The organism is Enterococcus sp. AAFC-DPL-5146, assembly GCF_058216635.1.
The window spans coordinates 571,977-590,129 of record NZ_CM177103.1 but is presented as its reverse complement, the minus strand read 5'-3'; the positions used below and the strand labels follow the sequence as shown (position 1 = coordinate 590,129).

The 18,153-nt window shown below is 35.3% G+C and carries 11 protein-coding genes, 1 pseudogene and 1 other annotated feature; of the genes and pseudogenes, 3 read left to right on the top strand and 9 right to left on the bottom strand.

The genetic code is table 11. The features are described from left to right. Positions 1 to 27 precede the first annotated feature (27 nt). The 9 genes and pseudogenes from AC4BB2_RS02645 to AC4BB2_RS02605 form a co-directional block, all read right to left on the bottom strand. On the bottom strand, positions 28 to 2,673 hold the full coding sequence (locus AC4BB2_RS02645; protein ID WP_490473904.1) for a valine--tRNA ligase: 2,646 nt from the start codon (positions 2,671 to 2,673) through the stop codon (positions 28 to 30). A gap of 82 nt (positions 2,674 to 2,755) precedes the next feature. Next, positions 2,756 to 2,974: a binding site (T-box leader), on the bottom strand. 51 nt (positions 2,975 to 3,025) lie between these two features. Further along, complete coding sequence (gene tpx, locus AC4BB2_RS02640; RefSeq protein ID WP_490473903.1) at positions 3,026 to 3,517, bottom strand: thiol peroxidase; 492 nt, start codon at positions 3,515 to 3,517, stop codon at positions 3,026 to 3,028. A gap of 100 nt (positions 3,518 to 3,617) precedes the next feature. Beyond that, the gene (locus AC4BB2_RS02635) at positions 3,618 to 4,271 is read right to left on the bottom strand and encodes a redox-sensing transcriptional repressor Rex (RefSeq protein ID WP_490473902.1); all 654 of its coding nucleotides are present in this window, start codon (positions 4,269 to 4,271) and stop codon (positions 3,618 to 3,620) included. Between the two features lie 160 nt (positions 4,272 to 4,431). Next, a complete protein-coding gene (gene thiI / locus AC4BB2_RS02630; RefSeq protein WP_490473901.1) occupies positions 4,432 to 5,637 on the bottom strand; it encodes a tRNA uracil 4-sulfurtransferase ThiI in 1,206 nt (401 codons plus the stop codon). 225 nt (positions 5,638 to 5,862) lie between these two features. Continuing rightward, entirely contained in the window at positions 5,863 to 9,834 is a 3,972-nt protein-coding gene (locus AC4BB2_RS02625) for an MSCRAMM family protein (RefSeq protein WP_490473900.1), read from the bottom strand. 129 nt (positions 9,835 to 9,963) lie between these two features. Further along, a pseudogene (locus tag AC4BB2_RS02620) lies at positions 9,964 to 10,113 on the bottom strand (transposase); the annotation flags it as partial. Positions 10,114 to 10,200: 87 nt separating this feature from the next. Then, positions 10,201 to 11,352: a cysteine desulfurase family protein gene (locus tag AC4BB2_RS02615; RefSeq protein ID WP_490473899.1), complete on the bottom strand. Its 1,152-nt coding sequence runs from the start codon at positions 11,350 to 11,352 to the stop codon at positions 10,201 to 10,203. 122 nt (positions 11,353 to 11,474) lie between these two features. Continuing rightward, on the bottom strand, positions 11,475 to 13,196 hold the full coding sequence (ezrA, locus tag AC4BB2_RS02610; protein ID WP_490473898.1) for a septation ring formation regulator EzrA: 1,722 nt from the start codon (positions 13,194 to 13,196) through the stop codon (positions 11,475 to 11,477). Between the two features lie 229 nt (positions 13,197 to 13,425). Beyond that, positions 13,426 to 14,091, bottom strand: coding sequence for an HAD family hydrolase (locus tag AC4BB2_RS02605; RefSeq protein WP_490473897.1), 666 nt, complete (start codon positions 14,089 to 14,091; stop codon positions 13,426 to 13,428). A gap of 195 nt (positions 14,092 to 14,286) precedes the next feature. Here AC4BB2_RS02605 and AC4BB2_RS02600 point away from each other — a divergent pair, with 195 nt between their 5' ends. The 3 genes from AC4BB2_RS02600 to AC4BB2_RS02590 all read left to right on the top strand — a co-directional run bounded on the left by AC4BB2_RS02600 (position 14,287) and on the right by AC4BB2_RS02590 (position 18,108). Further along, positions 14,287 to 15,639, top strand: a complete 1,353-nt coding sequence (locus AC4BB2_RS02600; protein ID WP_490473896.1) for an aspartate kinase — start codon at positions 14,287 to 14,289, stop codon at positions 15,637 to 15,639. Between the two features lie 128 nt (positions 15,640 to 15,767). Next, positions 15,768 to 16,532, top strand: coding sequence for an ABC transporter ATP-binding protein (locus AC4BB2_RS02595; protein WP_490473895.1), 765 nt, complete (start codon positions 15,768 to 15,770; stop codon positions 16,530 to 16,532). Next, positions 16,525 to 18,108 (top strand): ABC transporter, encoded by a 1,584-nt coding sequence (locus tag AC4BB2_RS02590; RefSeq protein WP_490473894.1) that lies wholly within the window; start codon positions 16,525 to 16,527, stop codon positions 18,106 to 18,108. The genes AC4BB2_RS02595 and AC4BB2_RS02590 overlap by 8 nt, the downstream gene beginning before the upstream one ends. Positions 18,109 to 18,153 lie beyond the last annotated feature (45 nt).

Below are 18,153 nucleotides of genomic sequence, written 5' to 3'. Positions count from 1 at the left end.
ATATCGTGTCTCTCATTTTTTTTATTCTTAATTCACTGTACGAAGTTGTGCAATTCGTTCTTTCACAACCACTTGTTTTTCTAAATAATCTTTCTCTTTTGCTTTTTCAGCTTCTACAACATCATCTGGTGCGTTAGAAACAAAGCGTTCGTTTGCTAATTTTCCTTGTACACGTTTAACTTCTTGCGTCCATTTGTCTAATTCTTTCTCTAAACGGGCAATTTCTTCTTCAACGTTGATTAAACCTGCTAGCGGCAAGTATAACTCTGCTCCTGTTAAAACAGCTGACATCGCTAATTCTGGCGCAATGATATCACTTGCGATTGTCAACTCTTCTGGATTACAAAAACGTTCGATATAATTTGTGTTTTCGATCAAGAATTTATCAATTGCTGTATCGTTTGTTTTAATCAACAATGTAATTGGTTTAGATAATGGTGTATTCACTTCTGCACGGATATTACGCACTGCACGAATCACTTCTTTTAAGACTTCCATACCACGAGCAGCTGTTTCATCTGAAAACTCTTCGTGAACGACTGGGTAGTCAGCCACAACAAGAGAGACGCCTTCGTGAGGAATGTTTTCCCAGATTTCTTCTGTCACAAATGGCATGATTGGGTGTAATAGGCGTAAAATTTGGTCTAATGTATACACTAAAATACTACGTGTTGTTTGTTTTGCCCCTTCATTTTCGCCGTAAAGAATTTCTTTACTCATCTCAATATACCAGTCACAGAAATCATCCCAGATGAAATTGTATAACTGACGACCAGCTTCACCAAATTCAAAACGGTCAAATAAATCAGTAACACGAGCAACTGTTTCATTTAGACGCGTTAATATCCATCGATCTGCTACGGTTTTTTCACCACTAAAGTCAATATTTTCATAAGACATGCCTTCAACGTTCATGATTACAAAACGGCTGGCATTCCAAATTTTATTGATAAAGTTCCAAGAAGCATCCATTTTTTCATAGCTGAAACGCATATCTTGACCTGGTGTTGAGCCATTTGACATAAACCAACGTAAAGCATCTGCTCCATATTTATCAATGACTTCCATTGGATCGATTCCGTTACCTAGTGATTTACTCATTTTACGTCCGTCTTCTGCTCTGATTAGACCATGCATCAAGACATTTTTAAATGGCGCTTTTTCAGTAAACTCTAAACTTTGGAACATCATACGGCTAACCCAGAAGAAGATAATATCGTAACCTGTCACTAATGTGCTTGTCGGGAAATAGCGTTGATAATCAGCTGCTTCTTCATCTGGCCAACCCATTGTTGAAAATGGCCATAACGCTGAACTGAACCATGTATCTAATACATCAGAATCTTGTGTCCAATTTTCAGCATCTGTTGGTGCATCCATACCAACATACATTTCGCCAGTTTCTTTGTGGTACCAAGCTGGAATTTGATGACCCCACCATAATTGACGTGAGATTACCCAGTCATGAACATTTTCCATCCAACGTAAGAACGTTTGGTTAAAACGTGGTGGATAAAATTCTACTGCATCATCTGTCTCTTGATTTTTGATTGCTTTTTCAGCTAATGGCGCCATTTTTACGAACCATTGTGTAGATAAACGAGGTTCAACTACAACACCTGTCCGCTCTGAATGTCCAACGCTGTGGTTCATTGTTTCGATTTTAATCAAACGACCCATTTCTTTAAGATCAGATACGATCAATTTACGTGCAGCAAAACGATCCATACCTGCATACTTGCCAGCTAAATCGTTCATAGAACCATCTTCATTCATTACGTTTACGCGAGGTAAATCGTGACGGTTACCAACTTCAAAGTCATTTGGATCATGGGCTGGAGTAATTTTCACCACACCTGTTCCAAATTCCATATCTACATACTCATCGGCAATAATTGGGATTTCTTTATCTACTAATGGTAATCTAACTGTTTTACCAATCAACGCTTGATAACGTTCATCATCAGGATGAACAGCAATCGCTGTATCTCCCAGCATTGTTTCAGGACGAGTTGTGGCAATTTCAACCACTCCTGTTCCATCTGTCAGTGGATAACTCATATGGTAAAAAGCACCTTCGATATCTTTGTGGATAACTTCTATATCAGATAAGGCAGTTTTCGCTTTAGGATCCCAGTTGATGATATATTCGCCACGATAAATTAGATTTTTTTCGTATAAAGAAACAAAGACTTTTCGAACTGCTTGAGATAAGCCGTCATCTAAAGTAAAACGTTCACGGCTGTAATCTAGAGACAAGCCCATTTTTGCCCATTGTTCACGGATATGAGAAGCGTATTCTTCTTTCCAATCCCAGACTTGTTCTACAAATTTTTCACGACCTAAATCATAACGAGAAATATCTTGTTCTGCTAATTTTTCTTCTACTTTTGCTTGTGTTGCAATACCTGCGTGATCCATCCCAGGCAACCACAGCGTATCAAACCCTTGCATTCTTTTTTGGCGGATAATCATATCTTGTAAGGTTGTATCCCACGCATGACCTAAGTGTAGTTTTCCTGTAACGTTTGGCGGTGGAATCACGATTGAGTATGGTTTTGCTTCTTTATCGCCGTTTGGTTTAAATAAATCTTGATCTAGCCATTTTTGATAACGTCCTTGTTCTACTTCTGTGGGTTGGTATTTTGTCGGTAGATTTTTTTCTTCTGACATGTAGATTCCTTCTTTCTATATTCGTTTAGCATTCCTTCTTAATCTGTAATGAGCATGCAAAAAGCCCTAAAATACTTTCGTATTTTAGGGCGTAAATTCTGTACGCGGTACCACCTAAATTGTGCTTGATTATCCAAACACCACTTCATTGGTGAGGTAACGATCACTACTCGAATCATTCTACTAATTTCAAATCATTGACTCCCAAGCTACCTTCTTACTGGTTATGTGAAAATCTTCCACCAAGTGATTTCCTCTCTATAACGATGCCAGTAGTACTCTTCTTGTTCACGGTCTTTGTTCCATTATTTTACATTGAAGTCCAAAATAAGTCAATTTGAATTTGAAAAAATTAGCGGGCTGTCTTTACTTTTTCTAACGCAGTAGTATAATCAGGTTCTTCTGCAATTTCTGTAGAAATCGCTTCGTAAATAATCTTACCTTCTTTATCTATCACAAAAATCCCACGAGCTAAACGTCCCATTTCTGGAATAAATAAACCATATGCTTCACCAAATGTTCCCTCGGTATCATGGAGAATTTCCATATCAACGCCTTCTGCTGCACACCAATTCGCTTGTTCTTCTTTTGTGTTATTGGAAATTGTCATAAATTTTACGCCATCAACATTAGCTGCTTCTTCGTTGAAACGTTTTGTTTGTAGCGAACAAATTCTAGTATCGATATCCGGCACTACACTGATTAAAACAGGTTTACCTATAAATTCAGATAAGTTAACTGTCTCATCATTTAAATTTTTCAATGAAAAAGCTGGTGCAGCCTCTCCTACTTTCGGTTGTACACCGACGATTTCTACTTCTTCACCTTTTCTGGTTACTTTCATCTTTTTTTTCCTCCTCTATACTTATAAAACTACCTAAGTTTCATTTCTCTGTCTCTATTAGTATAGAGGATGGAACCACAGAAGACAAAGTTCTTGCTTTCTATGTTTTTTTATTTGGGAAGGTCTCGTCAAAGTAAATCAACGTCTGTAGTTCTGTCGTCAAATCAATATACTGAACATTTACATTATGAGGCACAGTTACACGATCTGGGGCAAAATTCAAAATTGCTGTAATCCCTGCATCTACGATTTTATCAATTGCTTCTTGTGCAAATTGACTTGGTACCGTCGATATCGCAACTGTCACACCTGTTTTTTGGATTTCTTCAGCCAAATTTTCCATTGGTTGTATGATGATATCATCAATTGAAAGTCCGACAAGCTTTTCTTCTGCATCAAATGCGCAAACAATATTCAAGTTTTCATTTCTTCGAAAATTATTTTTGACTAGTGCTTTTCCTAAATTGCCGCAACCAATCAAAGCAATTCGTTTTTCTTCTTGTGTATTTAAAATATGGCTAAAAACATCAATTAAATAAGGTACATCATAGCCGTAACCACTGCGCCCCAACTCGCCTAATTGGGAAAAATCACGACGTATTGTTGCCGATGGTACTTGGATTACTTCACTAAATTCCTTTGACTTGATTCTTGTTACACCAGAATCTCCTAACATTTTTAAATAGCGTAAGTACAGCGGCAGTCGTTTAGCAGTTGCTTTTGGCATGGTTTTATCTTTATGTAATTCCTTCATTTTCCACCCCTCCTTGTTACTTATTTCACATATACATCTAGTTTATCATTCTCTGGGTCTAGTAGCAACTTGTTTGTGAAAGAAATAGTAGATATCAGAAGAAAACAGTCAAATAAAAAGAACAGATGCGATAGCTGTATCACATCTGTTCTTTCAGCATCTATAGTAAATCAGAAAATTCTTCGTCTTGTTCTATTGTTCCAGTTATTTCACTAACTTTCAAACCAGCCATCGATCGAGCCATTAGTCCTTCCACATCTAAACGTGCTTCATAAGCTTGCGCTTTGTCTAGTTTCGGTCTGGTCTTTGGTTGAGGCGGAGCAAAAATCGTACAGCAATCTTCAAATGGTTGAATCGCTAATTCGAAGGTATCAATTTTTTCTGCGATTTCAATGATTTCACCTTTATCCATTGACACGACAGGACGAATGATTGGTGTGGTAGTGACCTCATTGATTGCCACCATACTTTGTAATGTTTGGGATGCTACTTGACCTAGTGATTCTCCGTTGATAATTACTAGACCTTTTCTTTGTTCTCGGATAGCATCTGTCAAACGTAACATCAGACGACGAGTCACTGTCATTAGATAGCCTTCTGGTACAACTCGTTTGATTTCTTCTTGGATCTCCGTAAATGGTACTTCAATGAATTGAATACTACCTGCATAAGGCGCAATTTTTGCTGCTAAATCTTTGGCTTTTTGCAGTGATTGCTCACTTGTGTATGGGGGACTGGCAAAATGAACAGCTTCAACTTCGACTCCTCGTTTCATAGACAAGTAGCCTGCCACAGGCGAATCAATTCCGCCAGAAAGCATCAACATACCACGTCCACCTGTTCCAACAGGTAATCCTCCTGCACCACGAATCGTTTCATAAGAAAGGTAGGCGCCTTCTTTACGGATTTCTATACGAATATCAATATCTGGTTTTTTCATTTGAACGGAAATATCAGGAAAAACTTCAAACACTGCTCCGCCAAGTTCTCGGTTCAATTCATTTGAATCCAATTCAAAGTCATGATCAGAACGTTTAGAGGTGATTTTAAAAGTTTGACCAGGTTGGTAAACATCCTTAATGATTATTTGGACCATTTCACGAATAGCCGACATTGTTTTTTCAACACGAATACTTGGAGAAAAGTTTTGAATACCAAATACTTTTTCCAATTTCGGCATGATTTGCTCGCTGTCTTCTCCATTTAGCAATAAATGCATACGATCACGATCAGCGTGAATTTTTACTGCTGGAAATTCTCCCAGTGTTCGTTTAACATTTTGTGCTAGTTGGGAAATAAATATTTTTCTATTTTTTCCTTTAGTTGAAAGTTCGCCGTAACGAACCATAATTTCTGTATATTTCACAATTTTTCAATCCTTCTCTATAAAGACTTTCAATGATGTTATTTTTCCTACTACATAAGGTAAACTTATTTCCAAATCGTCTACAATAACTATTAACGTGAATCAATATAACATAGTATTTAACTTTTTTAAACCTTTAATTAAGAATTTTCATTAACGTCTATTTTACACAAATGGAGTGCGAAGAAAACTATTTGTACGTTTTCTTCGCACTCCTTATATAAATTAGTAGTTCAGATTATTTTTATCGTTGCGCATACGTTTTTCTTTTAAAAATAGCATAATAAGAAACGATAATAACATCAAGTATCCTGCGTGGACAAGTTCCATTAGTTCTTGATTTCCGGTTTTCGGTAATCGTCCAGTCTTGTTATCACTTACTCTGTTTCTTTTAGTTATTTGTGACTGTAAGCTCAGATCTGTGCTTCTGACATTTTCTTTTGTGACTTGAGCAATTCTTGAAGAATTACTGATTTCAAAAGAAACAGGGATTTCATCTAGCTTGTATCCATCAGGTGCTTTTGTTTCTATAAATTGATACCTTCCGAGTGGTAGATCTTTTATAGCTATTTTTCCTGCTGAATTTGTAATCAGATCTTTATGAACGATAATCCCATCGGCTGTCTCTAATCGGAATTCGGCTCCTTGCAAAATTTGTTTAGTTATACTATCGATTTTAGTTAATTCTACTGAACCTAGAGTGCTTTCTGGAACGATAGTTCGTGTATTTTCCTTTGCTACTTTTACAATTGTTCCATCAACAAGCTCAAAGTTCACTGGCGTACTATCCAATTCATAACCAGCTGGTGCAAGCGTTTCTAAAAATTGATACTTTCCTAATGGTAAATTTTCTATGATTATTTTCCCATCTATATTTGTAATCAATTCTTTTTCAAGAATACTGCCATCAGCTGTTGCTAGCTGAAATTTAGCTCCTGATAAAACCTTTTTAGTGACACTGTCAATTTTTGTTAATTCTACTGAACCTGCAATAATTGGTTGACTTTGGTAAATTCCCATATTAATTGTATGGGACGCAGTATCTGGCGCTAACAATACATCAGCAACCCCAGCGTTTAACTGATCTGGTTTTACATCTGTAGCAGCCACATCACTAGTACTTTGTAAATGCTCAGAAATAACATCTCCATCTTTTGTTTTAATTCGTACTGTATATTCCCCTCTAGCAGTTACATTAGCAAATTCATATTTCCCTTCATTATTAGTTGTTGTTACTGCAACTGCTGAGCCTTTAATCAGTGACTCTTTGTTCAGCAACTCTACCTCATACTCTTTAAGTGCTGATTCACCTGGATCTTTCAAACTATTTTTATTCGTATCTTGGTAAACCAACCCTTGAACTTGATAAGCTGTTACTGGAATTTCCGAAACCCGAGACTCAATCCAGTTTTTACCATCTTTTGAAACAGTGAAGGAGTTTACAATTTTTTGACTATTCTTAATTGTAGAATCAACTGGAACCTTGGCAGTGAATGTAAATGTAGCTGTTTCATTTCTCTTTAAAATTGCTCCATTATCCTTGTCTAAAACAACTTTAATCATCGTTACCTTACTATAATCAACATCACTGGTTATCCAAGTTTTATTCTCGGAATTTTCCGTCATGTTACTGGAAGGCTTGTCATAGGAATAGTAAACGATATAGCCTTCTTCGCCTTCTACAGGACCTTCCAATGAATAACCTAGCTCTGAACCTCTTGGATGATAGGAACCATCTGCTCCCACTACTGTGCTTAAGTCTCCAACATGAGGAAGAACATTTACTCCGACTAATTGATTAATGTCCTTACTACTGTAATTTCCTATAGATATCTGTTGTTTAAATGTCGCTCCTTGATCAATATGCTCTGTTCTGCCATTGACAAAACCTTCTTGATTATCGATAGCAGCTGCTGTATCCACATGTAGACTAAGCGGTGGAATAATAGTGATTGGTACTTTATAGTTTAACAACTCTTTTTCCTCAGTTGCTTCACTGATTAACTTATAAGAATCTTTTCTATCTAGTTTATAACTATTAGAATTACTATATTCTTTCATCGCAATTCCCGTAGAACCATTATTTTCATAGGTAAAATAACAATCAATAGTCTGGTCTCCAAAACTTGTGCTCTCATTAAAACTAAGTGAAAATTTTAGACCATAATTGCCAAATATTTTTCCAACATCTGACAATGTCCATTCCTTTTTAGGAGTGATAATGATTGCTGTTTTTCTTGTTCCAGAAAAATTCTCCTCAACTGTGTACGAAATATTTTCTGTCGTTTGTAATTGATCGGCTATATTCTTTACTTCAGCCCCTTTAGGTAAAATCATGTAAAATTTCGGATTCAATAGCTTTTTATCTGTTGGTTTTTCAATAGAACTAAAAAATGTTAAATCAAAAACCTCATCAATGAAAACTTTGTCTCTCGTTTGATATTGGAGTAAACCAAAATTATGATTAACTTTCATGGTTGCAATGTACGCCCCATATTCAGCCACAGTATCATCAAAATGAGCAATCCCTTTATTATAAATATAATGTAAATTTATTGAAGGATTTGCCAAATACTCCCAGTAATCCGAAGTCCTTTTAGCTGTAAATCTAAGTTCAACTCGCTGACTTGATTTGGTCAATTCAACAGGATTATCAAACTCTACATAAAAATAGTCATAGACAGTTTTATTATTTTGAAGATCAACCTTTTCCATTGCATTCTCAGACAGTACTACTTTTTGTTCTTGTCCATCTTTAGAATATGCACCAATTAACCTCGCCTTGCCTTTAACCTCTATACCTCCAAGAACAAAAATTTGAGCAGAAGTAATACTAAACGGAACTGAGCCATTTACTTTCAGTGGGACATCTTCAATTTTTTTTAAAAATGTACTTCCTTCTGTTTTGTTATAGTTAGCATATATAATACCGTTAAATAGCACATCTTTATTTTCATCAAGATAGTACATAGCATTTGAAGTCGACCAACTCATTGACTTTTGAGTACTAATCCCTGGTGGTTCTACGTATTCTACAAACTGACGATATCCATTCGCTTGCCTCGGGATGACTCTAGATTCGATTTCACCTTCGCTATTTAATAAATTCGTAGTTGCTTTAAATACAACTGGATAATCACTTGTATTTAATGAAACGTTTTTGTATCGAACCTTAAACTTATGTGATTTGGGTACTTCACTTTTAGTTATCTTTCGACTTATTGAGTGTTTTTCCGCGTTATAACTCCACTTAGAATCATTATCAGACAAGTTAAAGATCGTATTCTCTGTCAATTTAATTTCAACGAGTGAATCACATATTGCCATCCCAGTACTATTTCTATGTTCAGATTGAAGACTATAACTCACCTCTTCAATATAATCTGAATGTACTAAGTTATCCTCAGTAACATATTTTTTAGGCAGGGAAACAGACCTATAATTGTAAGCAAATAGTATACTTCTACCTAATGTAGCAGCCTCTAATTCAAGTGAATTTTCTGATAGTGTTTCTCCATCTTCATTAGATAGTTGTTGTGTGACTGGTACCTTTGTACCATGATATAGTCTATCCGTTTCAAATTTCACTTTAAAGGGGATTGAAATCTCAGTACCTGTTTTTATTCCTTTTAAATAAATGTCTAGGTAGAAATTTTCATCATCTTCTGAAAGTTCACTTTTTTCTATATTCACTCCACCTGAAACGACTCCGTACTTTTTAAAATATTGTTTAGATAAAGTAATTCTGAATCTAAGCAGATCACTTTGAAAATTACCTCCTGAAATCATTATATGTGAATATAGTGTAATTTCTTCTCCAACCAAATAATCCAATTTTGGCGTACCATCAGTGTTGTTTTGTTGAGGGAAAAAATCTGTTTTCATTTCATATTCTTGCTCTTTAAATACTACTTCATCAGCAACATTTGCTTCCTGAATTTCTTTTACGTTCTCTATACTCTCCTCAGTGTCCGTACTTACATGAGAATCTTCAACAACAGATTTTGTTTGATCGCTTGAACTGTTTTTTAAGTCCGCAGTTGACCCTTGTGTACTTTCCATCACAGGAGCCGTTATATTTTGTTCTGTTGTTTCCTGGGCATAAGCGACAGATAAATGCCTAAACATTCCAACAACATCTATCACCTGAACCAACACAAGTAACAATACCAAAAACTTAATCATTTTCTTTTGCATATATATATCTCCTTCACCTTATTTTAACTTAATTATATCACAAAGTAATATAATTTATATATATTATAAATTTAATAACGATATAAATATTATATTAATAATAAAAATACCCATTTATATGTTTTTTTCTGTGTCCAGATAACAGCCGCAACACCACAACTTTCTGTTTCCACAATGATATTTGAAGCTTGTATACCTACGAAATATCTTTGGACTACTTTTTCCTTTTAAATAACTAACACATTGCGAAACACTTAATTTTGATGAAATACTTACTAGTTCTATGAAACTACCAGTTGTGCAGTTGGTTTTTAGAACATAGAAAAAAGAGTGAGTTAGCAAATGCTAACTCACTCTTTTTTACATTTAATTTCCTATTAGAACCGAGAATTTTTTATATAGCTGGTTAAAGATAATCATAAACTGTTCTGCTTCAGCAATTGTATTGCTTTCATCTAAGCTGACACGAATAGCTGATGTTGCTAAGGAATCCGGCACCTTCATTGCATGTAACGTACTGCTTGCTAATTTTTTCCGACTGGAACAAGCACTGGTTGTTGATGTATAAATTTGCTTTTCTTCCAATGCATGAACTAGAACTTCCCCGCGAACTCCTTTTAACGCAAAACATAAAATATGAGGAGCAAAATCAGCTGTTTCCTTTGAAAATATCGTAACATTTGTATATTCTTGCAACGCTTCGATTAAATATCGGCGAATCATGCCAGTATGTTCTGGTTTTTCGCTTTTCTTATCTGTATATAAGCGTAGTGCTTTAGCCATTGAAACGATTGCTGGAATATTTTCTGTCCCACTTCGTTGACTATTTTCTTGTCCCCCACCATTTAATAATGGCGCTAATTTACGTCCTTGTTTCCAATAGATAAATCCAACGCCTCTAGGTCCATGAAATTTGTGAGCAGAAAACGTAGCAAAATCTACACGTGGTGTTAACCATTGTTCTTGAGGAACTTTACTAATTGCCTGTACAGCGTCTACATGAAAATGGATTTTCGGATACTCTGCTAAACAGTCGCTGATTGCTTGAATCGGTTGAATCGATCCTACTTCATTATTAACAGCCATGATTGAAACAAGAATCGTATCTTTTCGGATCAATTTAACTAATTCCTCAACTAATACGAATCCACGTCCATCAACGGGCGCGATTGATAGTTCAAATCCATTTTCTTCTAACTGTCTTGCCGTTTCTGAAACAGCGGGATGCTCAATACTGGAGATAATGATGTGACGGCCAAATTCTTTTTTTTCTAAGGCTGTCCCTTTTAATACCCAGTTATCACCTTCTGTTCCACCACTAGTAAAATAAATTTCACTTGGCTCAACTTGAGTTAAATCAGCAATTTGTTTGCGTGCTTGTTCTAACAGACGGTTTGCTTGGATTCCCAAATTGTGTAAACTTGATGGATTTCCAATAATCCGCTGACTCGTTTTTACATATGCATCTAAAGCTTGAGGATAAATCGGTGTTGTTGCACTGTTATCAAAATATATCATCTTAAAAACCTTCTTCTTTTGAAATTCTTTCCTATTTATATACTTTCTATTTTTATGGATCAACCAATCACTCAGAATAACTCAAATAAAAAGAGCGAGACAATTGTCTCGCCCTTGATTAGTTAAATTGCATCAAGATTATTGAAGTAAAAGTCTTCGATTCTTCTAAATGCCCCTGGCTCTACTCGTTCAAGTGCTGTTCCAATCTCATCCAAAGCATCTTGATATCTGTATTCTTTTGAAAATAGTTCTAAACTCTTTTCCATCGCCATACGAATTGCTTCGTGAGTGTGACGGTAACGATTTGCATATTGCATCATTTGTTCTGTTAATGCTGCAGAGTTTACTAAATCGTTGGTTTTCTTATCTAGTAAGTCTAAATCTTCGTTACAAAGATCAGATAGTTTTTTAATCTCTTCCATATTGATTCGAATTCTATTTAATGCTTTGCTTAATTCTTCAATACGATCTGTTGCTACAAAAAAGAATTCTAAGTAATCAGCAGGCAATCCAGGTAATCGTTGTTTTTCAACATGTCGCTTGATATTGCGTAAACGGAAATCATATTGATCCACTTTTTCTTGAGCTACTTTTTCACCTTTACGTAATTCTTTTAATGAATCATCGATTTCAACTTGTTGGTTCTCGATGTCATCTAATATTTTATAGCAGTCTTTAAAGAATGCTTGAACTTCTGAAAATGGAATAGTATGTTCTTTTAATTTTGGTTCAAAATCTTCATAGCGGCGGATTAGTTCTTCGATTTCTGTTTGGAAACCTCTTGAACGGCCTAACTCATTATGATTCAAGGTATAACTTTGTGACGTATGATCTAATTCGATCATCAATTGTCTATTATTTTTCAATGCATGAGCGATATAGTCACCTACAACTTTGTGATTTGTACGGACATATTTCTTCGCATTGATTTCACGTTCCATGATTTCGTATAACGCATCGATTGCATTAGCTGTATCACGATTCGCAACTTCTACCGCATCTACTTCGGTCTTCTCTAAATCGACTGTTGAATTTTTCACACGTTTTTGTACACGTCTCAATTCATCTTCAAAGTTCTTTTCAGGAAAGACATAATGATCTGCAAGCAAACGTTTATATCCTTCTTCAATCTCTTTCAATTGATCTGGGAATGTACGGTTCAATTCATCATAAAGCGGTGGGATACGTTTCATCACATCGTCTAATTCATATGTGTGACGTTCAGCATTTTCCAATACTTCACGAGCTTCAATTGGATCCCCAGAGGTATTCAATGTCACAAACTGAGTAAATTCAATTTCGATATTTTTGATTTGCTTTTGCAATTCAGGATAAGCTGAACCGAATTCTGCTTTTTCATCATGAAGTAATTTACTGATTTCTTCATAAACATCTAATGCCTTTTGCACTTCTAATGAATTACGTTCTTCACTTTCACGCAGTTCTTTTAAACCATTACGAATGATTTCAACTTCTGATTCCATTTCAGACATTGTCTGATCAGCCTCAGCAACTGCTTTTTTTGCTTTCATAAAACGGAAGGTTTCATTTAAGTTTTCAACTTCAAAAATCTGACTTTCTAACTCTGCAAAAGAGCGAGTAGAAATCTCGGTCCAACGCTGATTCCATTCTCTAAATGTATTCTGACTTTGCCCGACCATGTGCATTTTTTTGACATCGTCGACCTCTTCGATCACCGGCAAGTCGAATAGTTCTTCTTTCCTCTTTTCGAGATCATCGAGTTTCATTTGATTTTTCTTTCTCATAAAATAACCAACTAGATACAAGACAGCTGCGATGATTATTATAGCTAAAACTACGATAATGATCAGATTATTCTTCATTCATGGTTCCTCCGTTTATTAGTCCATATATGATATGCAACAGCCGATATATAACGAAAAACCTTCTATCTGCTGTCACAATATTCTCTTATCTACTTAAATTTCCTTAAAAACACCTACAGAAAATTATATCACAAATCATGCCATCAAGCACTAACAATTTGTAATTTTCCGCGAAATGTTTTGACTTTGTAACATTGGAACAAATCCATCCCAATCATTAGTTAGTTTAACCGATTTCCTCTAACTCTTGCAACTTTTTGCACACATCACTTAATGTCTCTAACCGCGCATCGGCTAATTGCTGGTTCATTCCAAAGTGCCTATCTTCCAATGCCCATACAGTTATGCCTGCATCATGAGCAGATTGGATTCCTTTTTCAGAATCTTCGATTGCTAAGCACTCCTTAGCTTCAAGACCTAATTCTTGTGCAGCATACTCATAAATTTCCGGTGCTGGTTTGCTTTTTTTAAATTGTGAGCCACTTACAATCACATCAAAATAACTGGTTAGTTGACCGACATTTAGCACTTCTTGAATCGCGTCCATCATTGATGATGATGCCAAACCTATTTTGTAGCCTTTTCTTTTAAGGAATTGCAGAACTCTTTTCGCATTTGGATCAATTGCGTCACTATAATCAATTGGATGTTCGATTTTATATTGATGATACTTCTCACTTAAGAATGCTTCACTATAGATTGTATCATTAACTTCAAAAATCGTCTCCCATAAACTTCGCATATCCGCTCCAACAAATAATGGGATTGGAATATGTTCAATAGATAGGTCATATTCTTTAAGAAAAGCTTTTCTGCGTTGATAATAAAACTCTTCACTATCGACTAGCACGCCATCCATATCGAAAATAATGCCTTTATATTTTTGCATCATTTTGGTGCTCCTTTTTTTACCTGTTCTTACTCAACTTTACTAGTCTAACAAAAGTTTTAAAAAAAATGAAGAAATTTGTTGTGAAATAACGAAAATTAAAGATTATTTGTCTATTTGGTTATTGCTTTTCATACAATATTTCGGTATTCTTTTACTATTATAATGAAAAATCTATTAAAATTAGGAGTGAAAAAAGTGAAAGTCATAAAATTTGGAGGCAGCTCTCTAGCCTCTGCTACACAATTAGAGAAAGTTTTACAAATCGTAAAAGAAGACGTTTCACGAAAGTTCGTGGTTGTTTCAGCTCCTGGCAAACGTTCTTCAGAAGATATTAAAGTAACTGATTTACTGATTGCTTACTATAATGCTTATTTAAATAATGAACATACCAATGAACTCATCGAAAAGATTGTTGATCGTTATGAAGCGATTTTAGATGAACTTGGTATCAGTAAAGACGTGTTGAATGATATTCAATCGGCAATTCAACAGTTAGCAACCTTACCAAAAGAAGATAATCCCCATCTTTTGGATGCTTTTTTAGCTAGTGGTGAGGATAACAACGCTAAACTAGTTGCATCTTTTTTCCAGCAACGTGGACTAAATGCCTGTTATAAAAATCCTTTAGATCTTGGCATTATTGTTTCAGATGAACCTGGCAATGCTCGTATTTTACCGTCATCTTCTAGTAAAATCAATCAATTTAAAGATACAGAAGAGATTTTAGTGATCCCTGGTTTTTTTGGTTTCACAGAATCAGGCGAGATTTGTACATTTTCCAGAGGTGGATCAGATATCACAGGATCAATCGTTGCAGCAGGAGTACAAGCGGATATCTATGAAAATTTCACCGATGTTGACGGTATTTTTGTTGCTCATCCTGGAATCGTTCAAGAACCAAAAACAATTAAAGAGCTAACTTACCGTGAAATGCGTGAGCTAGCTTATGCCGGATTTGCTGTACTTCATGATGAAGCCTTGATGCCAGCTTATCGAGCAAGTATTCCAGTCGTTATCAAAAATACCAATAATCCAGAGCATCCTGGAACATTGATTACAACTTCCAGAACAATCGCACATGATCCAGTGGTTGGAATCGCTAGCGATCAAGGGTTTGCCAGTATTTATATCAGTAAATATTTAATGAATAGAGAGTTGGGATTTGGCCGTCGTTTATTACAAATTCTTGAGGAATTAGGCCTAAGTTATGAGCATATGCCTTCTGGAATTGATGATATTTCGATTATTTTAAGAGAACGTCAATTAACAATTGATATTGAAGAAAAATTGATGCAACGACTAGAACGTGAACTTGAACCAGATGAACTGCGGATCACACATGGCTTGTCAATGCTTATGGTGGTTGGTGAAGGTATGCGCCAACGAATCGGGGTCATGGCAGATAGTACAGCTGCTTTAGCTCTCAACAAAATCAACTTAGAAATGATTAACCAAGGCTCTTCTGAGGTTAGTATTATGTTCGGCATTCGTGAAGATCAGGAGAAAAAAGCGATTCAGGCATTGTATCAGACTTTTTTTGAAGGATAGTCAATAATGTAAAAGCGCAGTAATTCTCATTATAGGGATTTGCTGCGTTTTTTAGTAGAAAGCATTTTCTTCTTGAAATGACTAGAGTACAATATAAGTAATATACATTATGAAAAGGTGGGGAAAATATGATTGAGTTGGTACAGGTTAGTAAAAATTATGGCACAAAACAAGCATTAAAAGAGTTAAATTTAACAATCAAACAAGGAGGGATTTTTGGTTTTCTTGGACATAACGGTGCTGGGAAGTCGACGACAATCAAGAGTTTGGTAAGCATTATTCAGCCATCTAGCGGTTCAATCACAGTTGATGGTTTAGAATTATCAAAAAATCGTCAGGCTATCAAGAAAAAAATTGCTTACGTTCCAGATACACCAGACATTTTTCTGCAGTTAACAGCAGGTGAATATTGGGATTTAATAGGGGCTGCTTATGAACTTGATGCCCAACAAAAACAAACGCGTTTGAATGACCTGGCTTCTGTATTTGATATGCTTAGTCATCAAGATGAAACGTTAGCTAGCTTTTCTCATGGGATGCGCCAAAAAACAATTATTATCGGTGCATTATTGCCTGATCCTGATATCTGGATTTTGGATGAACCGCTACAAGGATTAGATCCACAAGCTGCATTTGATCTAAAAGAAATGATGAAAACTCATGCAGCCAAAGGGAAAACGGTTATTTTTTCCACTCATGCGCTAGATACCGCACAACAATTATGTGATGAGTTAGCTATTTTGAAAAAAGGAGAGCTAATCTATAATGGCTCTGTTGATGAATTATTAGCACAGTCTCCAAATGAATCTTTAGAATCCATTTATTTAAAAATGACTGGACGTCAATCAGATTCGCAAGTATTAGCGCAAGTTGAAGGTGATTCTTATGAATAAAGAACAACTGCTTGAGCTGACACGAGTAAATTTGCGTTATGCTAATCCGCAAGTAACTGATCGAGCACGAAAAAAAGGCAAAAGCGGCAAAGCTTTGACACGATCATTAATCAATCAATATTTACTTTCTGGTGGTCTATTTTTATTTATTTATGGTTTGACTATGTTTATTATCGATTTTAGTAAGATGCCAGGCTATTTTACTTATTATGTGACGTTATTTAGTATTTTAGCTTTTTCGCAGGGAATCTCTGTCATTTATAACGTTTTTTTTGAAAGTCAGGATTTGACTGCATATTTACCTTTACCTTTTCGTCAAAGTACTATTTTTTCAGCAAAAATCCTAGTTGTTGCACTAACTGTCACGCCTTTTGTTTTTCCAATGCTCGTCGTTTTCTTGTTGACTGGTTGGCGTTCGGGAGTTTTTCTACCAATTACGATTGTTTTATCAATAGTATTATTTGTTTTAATGTTAGCAATAGTCTTTTCCATTTGTTGTTTAATTGTTTTTGGATTGACTCGAACTAATTTTTTCAAAAAACATAAAAAAGTTGTTACAAGTTTACTGTTAGGAATTTCAATGACCATTGCAATTGTTGGCATTATGTTTATGAATATTGAAAGTTCTAGTATCGAAGCAGGAGATATTGACCGGAATCCAATTTATGTGTTATTGCCGATTTTTCGTATTATATCAACACCTTTTTCAGTTGGTGGTCTAATCAGTTTTCTTGGCTTGCTTTTGTTATTTTTGGGATTGTTAAGCGCCATCAAAATATTTATTTTACCTAAACTTTATAATCAACTAGCGGATGCTTCTTCTGCTAAGGATTCAAATCGTAGGAAACATAAACCCAACCAAAATATAAAACAACTTTTTATAGAGTACAATAAACAATTACTAAAAGAACCTAATTTAATTATGCAAGTATTGTCAGGCTCTTTATTGATGCCTTTGATTTTTATCGTGACTTTTGCATTTAGCGGTTCATTGAACTTAAGCACCTTAGACATTCGCTTTATCGGTTTGGTCTTTTTAAGTGGTATTGCGTTGGCTTTTATGACAGTCAATCAAACGTCATTTATCAGTAATCTAATTTCTTTGGATCAGGAAAATTTTAATTTTGTACGCTCACTTCCTATTTCAATGCATATGTATATGAAACAAAAATTTTTAGTCGGCTTTACAATTCAATTTATTTTAACTGGAAGTATCTCATTAGCTGGTGGGTTGCTTTTACATCTTCCAATCTTGTTTATTATTACTTTATTGATTGGGTCTCTTTTAGGAAGTTATTTGCTTTGTATACGTTTTTTTTCTAGAGATTATCGCTTTATTTTATTGGATTGGACAAACATCAATCAGCTCTTTAATAGAGGTGCAGGAAACTTGGGACTGGTGGTTACAATGTTAGGTACGATTTTTGTCAGTGTGATTGTTTTGATGTTATATGGTTTTGCTGCAATTAACTTACCGTTTTGGCCACTTAATTTAAGTGTTTTATCAACAATAGTGATTATTAGTGTGGTGTGGATTCGTTATTATCAAAAAAATTTTTGGATGTCATTTGACTAGTTATATCAGAGCATTTAAAAGAGCTAATGAGAGGTTAATTTCTCG

Coding starts and splice junctions, on each gene's coding strand:
- AC4BB2_RS02645 (WP_490473904.1), bottom strand. CDS start 2,673: ATGTCAGAAGAAAAAAATCTACCGACAAAATACCAACCCACAGAAGTA.
- tpx (WP_490473903.1), bottom strand. CDS start 3,517: ATGAAAGTAACCAGAAAAGGTGAAGAAGTAGAAATCGTCGGTGTACAA.
- AC4BB2_RS02635 (WP_490473902.1), bottom strand. CDS start 4,271: ATGAAGGAATTACATAAAGATAAAACCATGCCAAAAGCAACTGCTAAA.
- AC4BB2_RS02625 (WP_490473900.1), bottom strand. CDS start 9,834: ATGCAAAAGAAAATGATTAAGTTTTTGGTATTGTTACTTGTGTTGGTT.
- AC4BB2_RS02615 (WP_490473899.1), bottom strand. CDS start 11,352: ATGATATATTTTGATAACAGTGCAACAACACCGATTTATCCTCAAGCT.
- ezrA (WP_490473898.1), bottom strand. CDS start 13,196: ATGAAGAATAATCTGATCATTATCGTAGTTTTAGCTATAATAATCATC.
- AC4BB2_RS02605 (WP_490473897.1), bottom strand. CDS start 14,091: ATGATGCAAAAATATAAAGGCATTATTTTCGATATGGATGGCGTGCTA.
- AC4BB2_RS02595 (WP_490473895.1), top strand. CDS start 15,768: ATGATTGAGTTGGTACAGGTTAGTAAAAATTATGGCACAAAACAAGCA.
- AC4BB2_RS02590 (WP_490473894.1), top strand. CDS start 16,525: ATGAATAAAGAACAACTGCTTGAGCTGACACGAGTAAATTTGCGTTAT.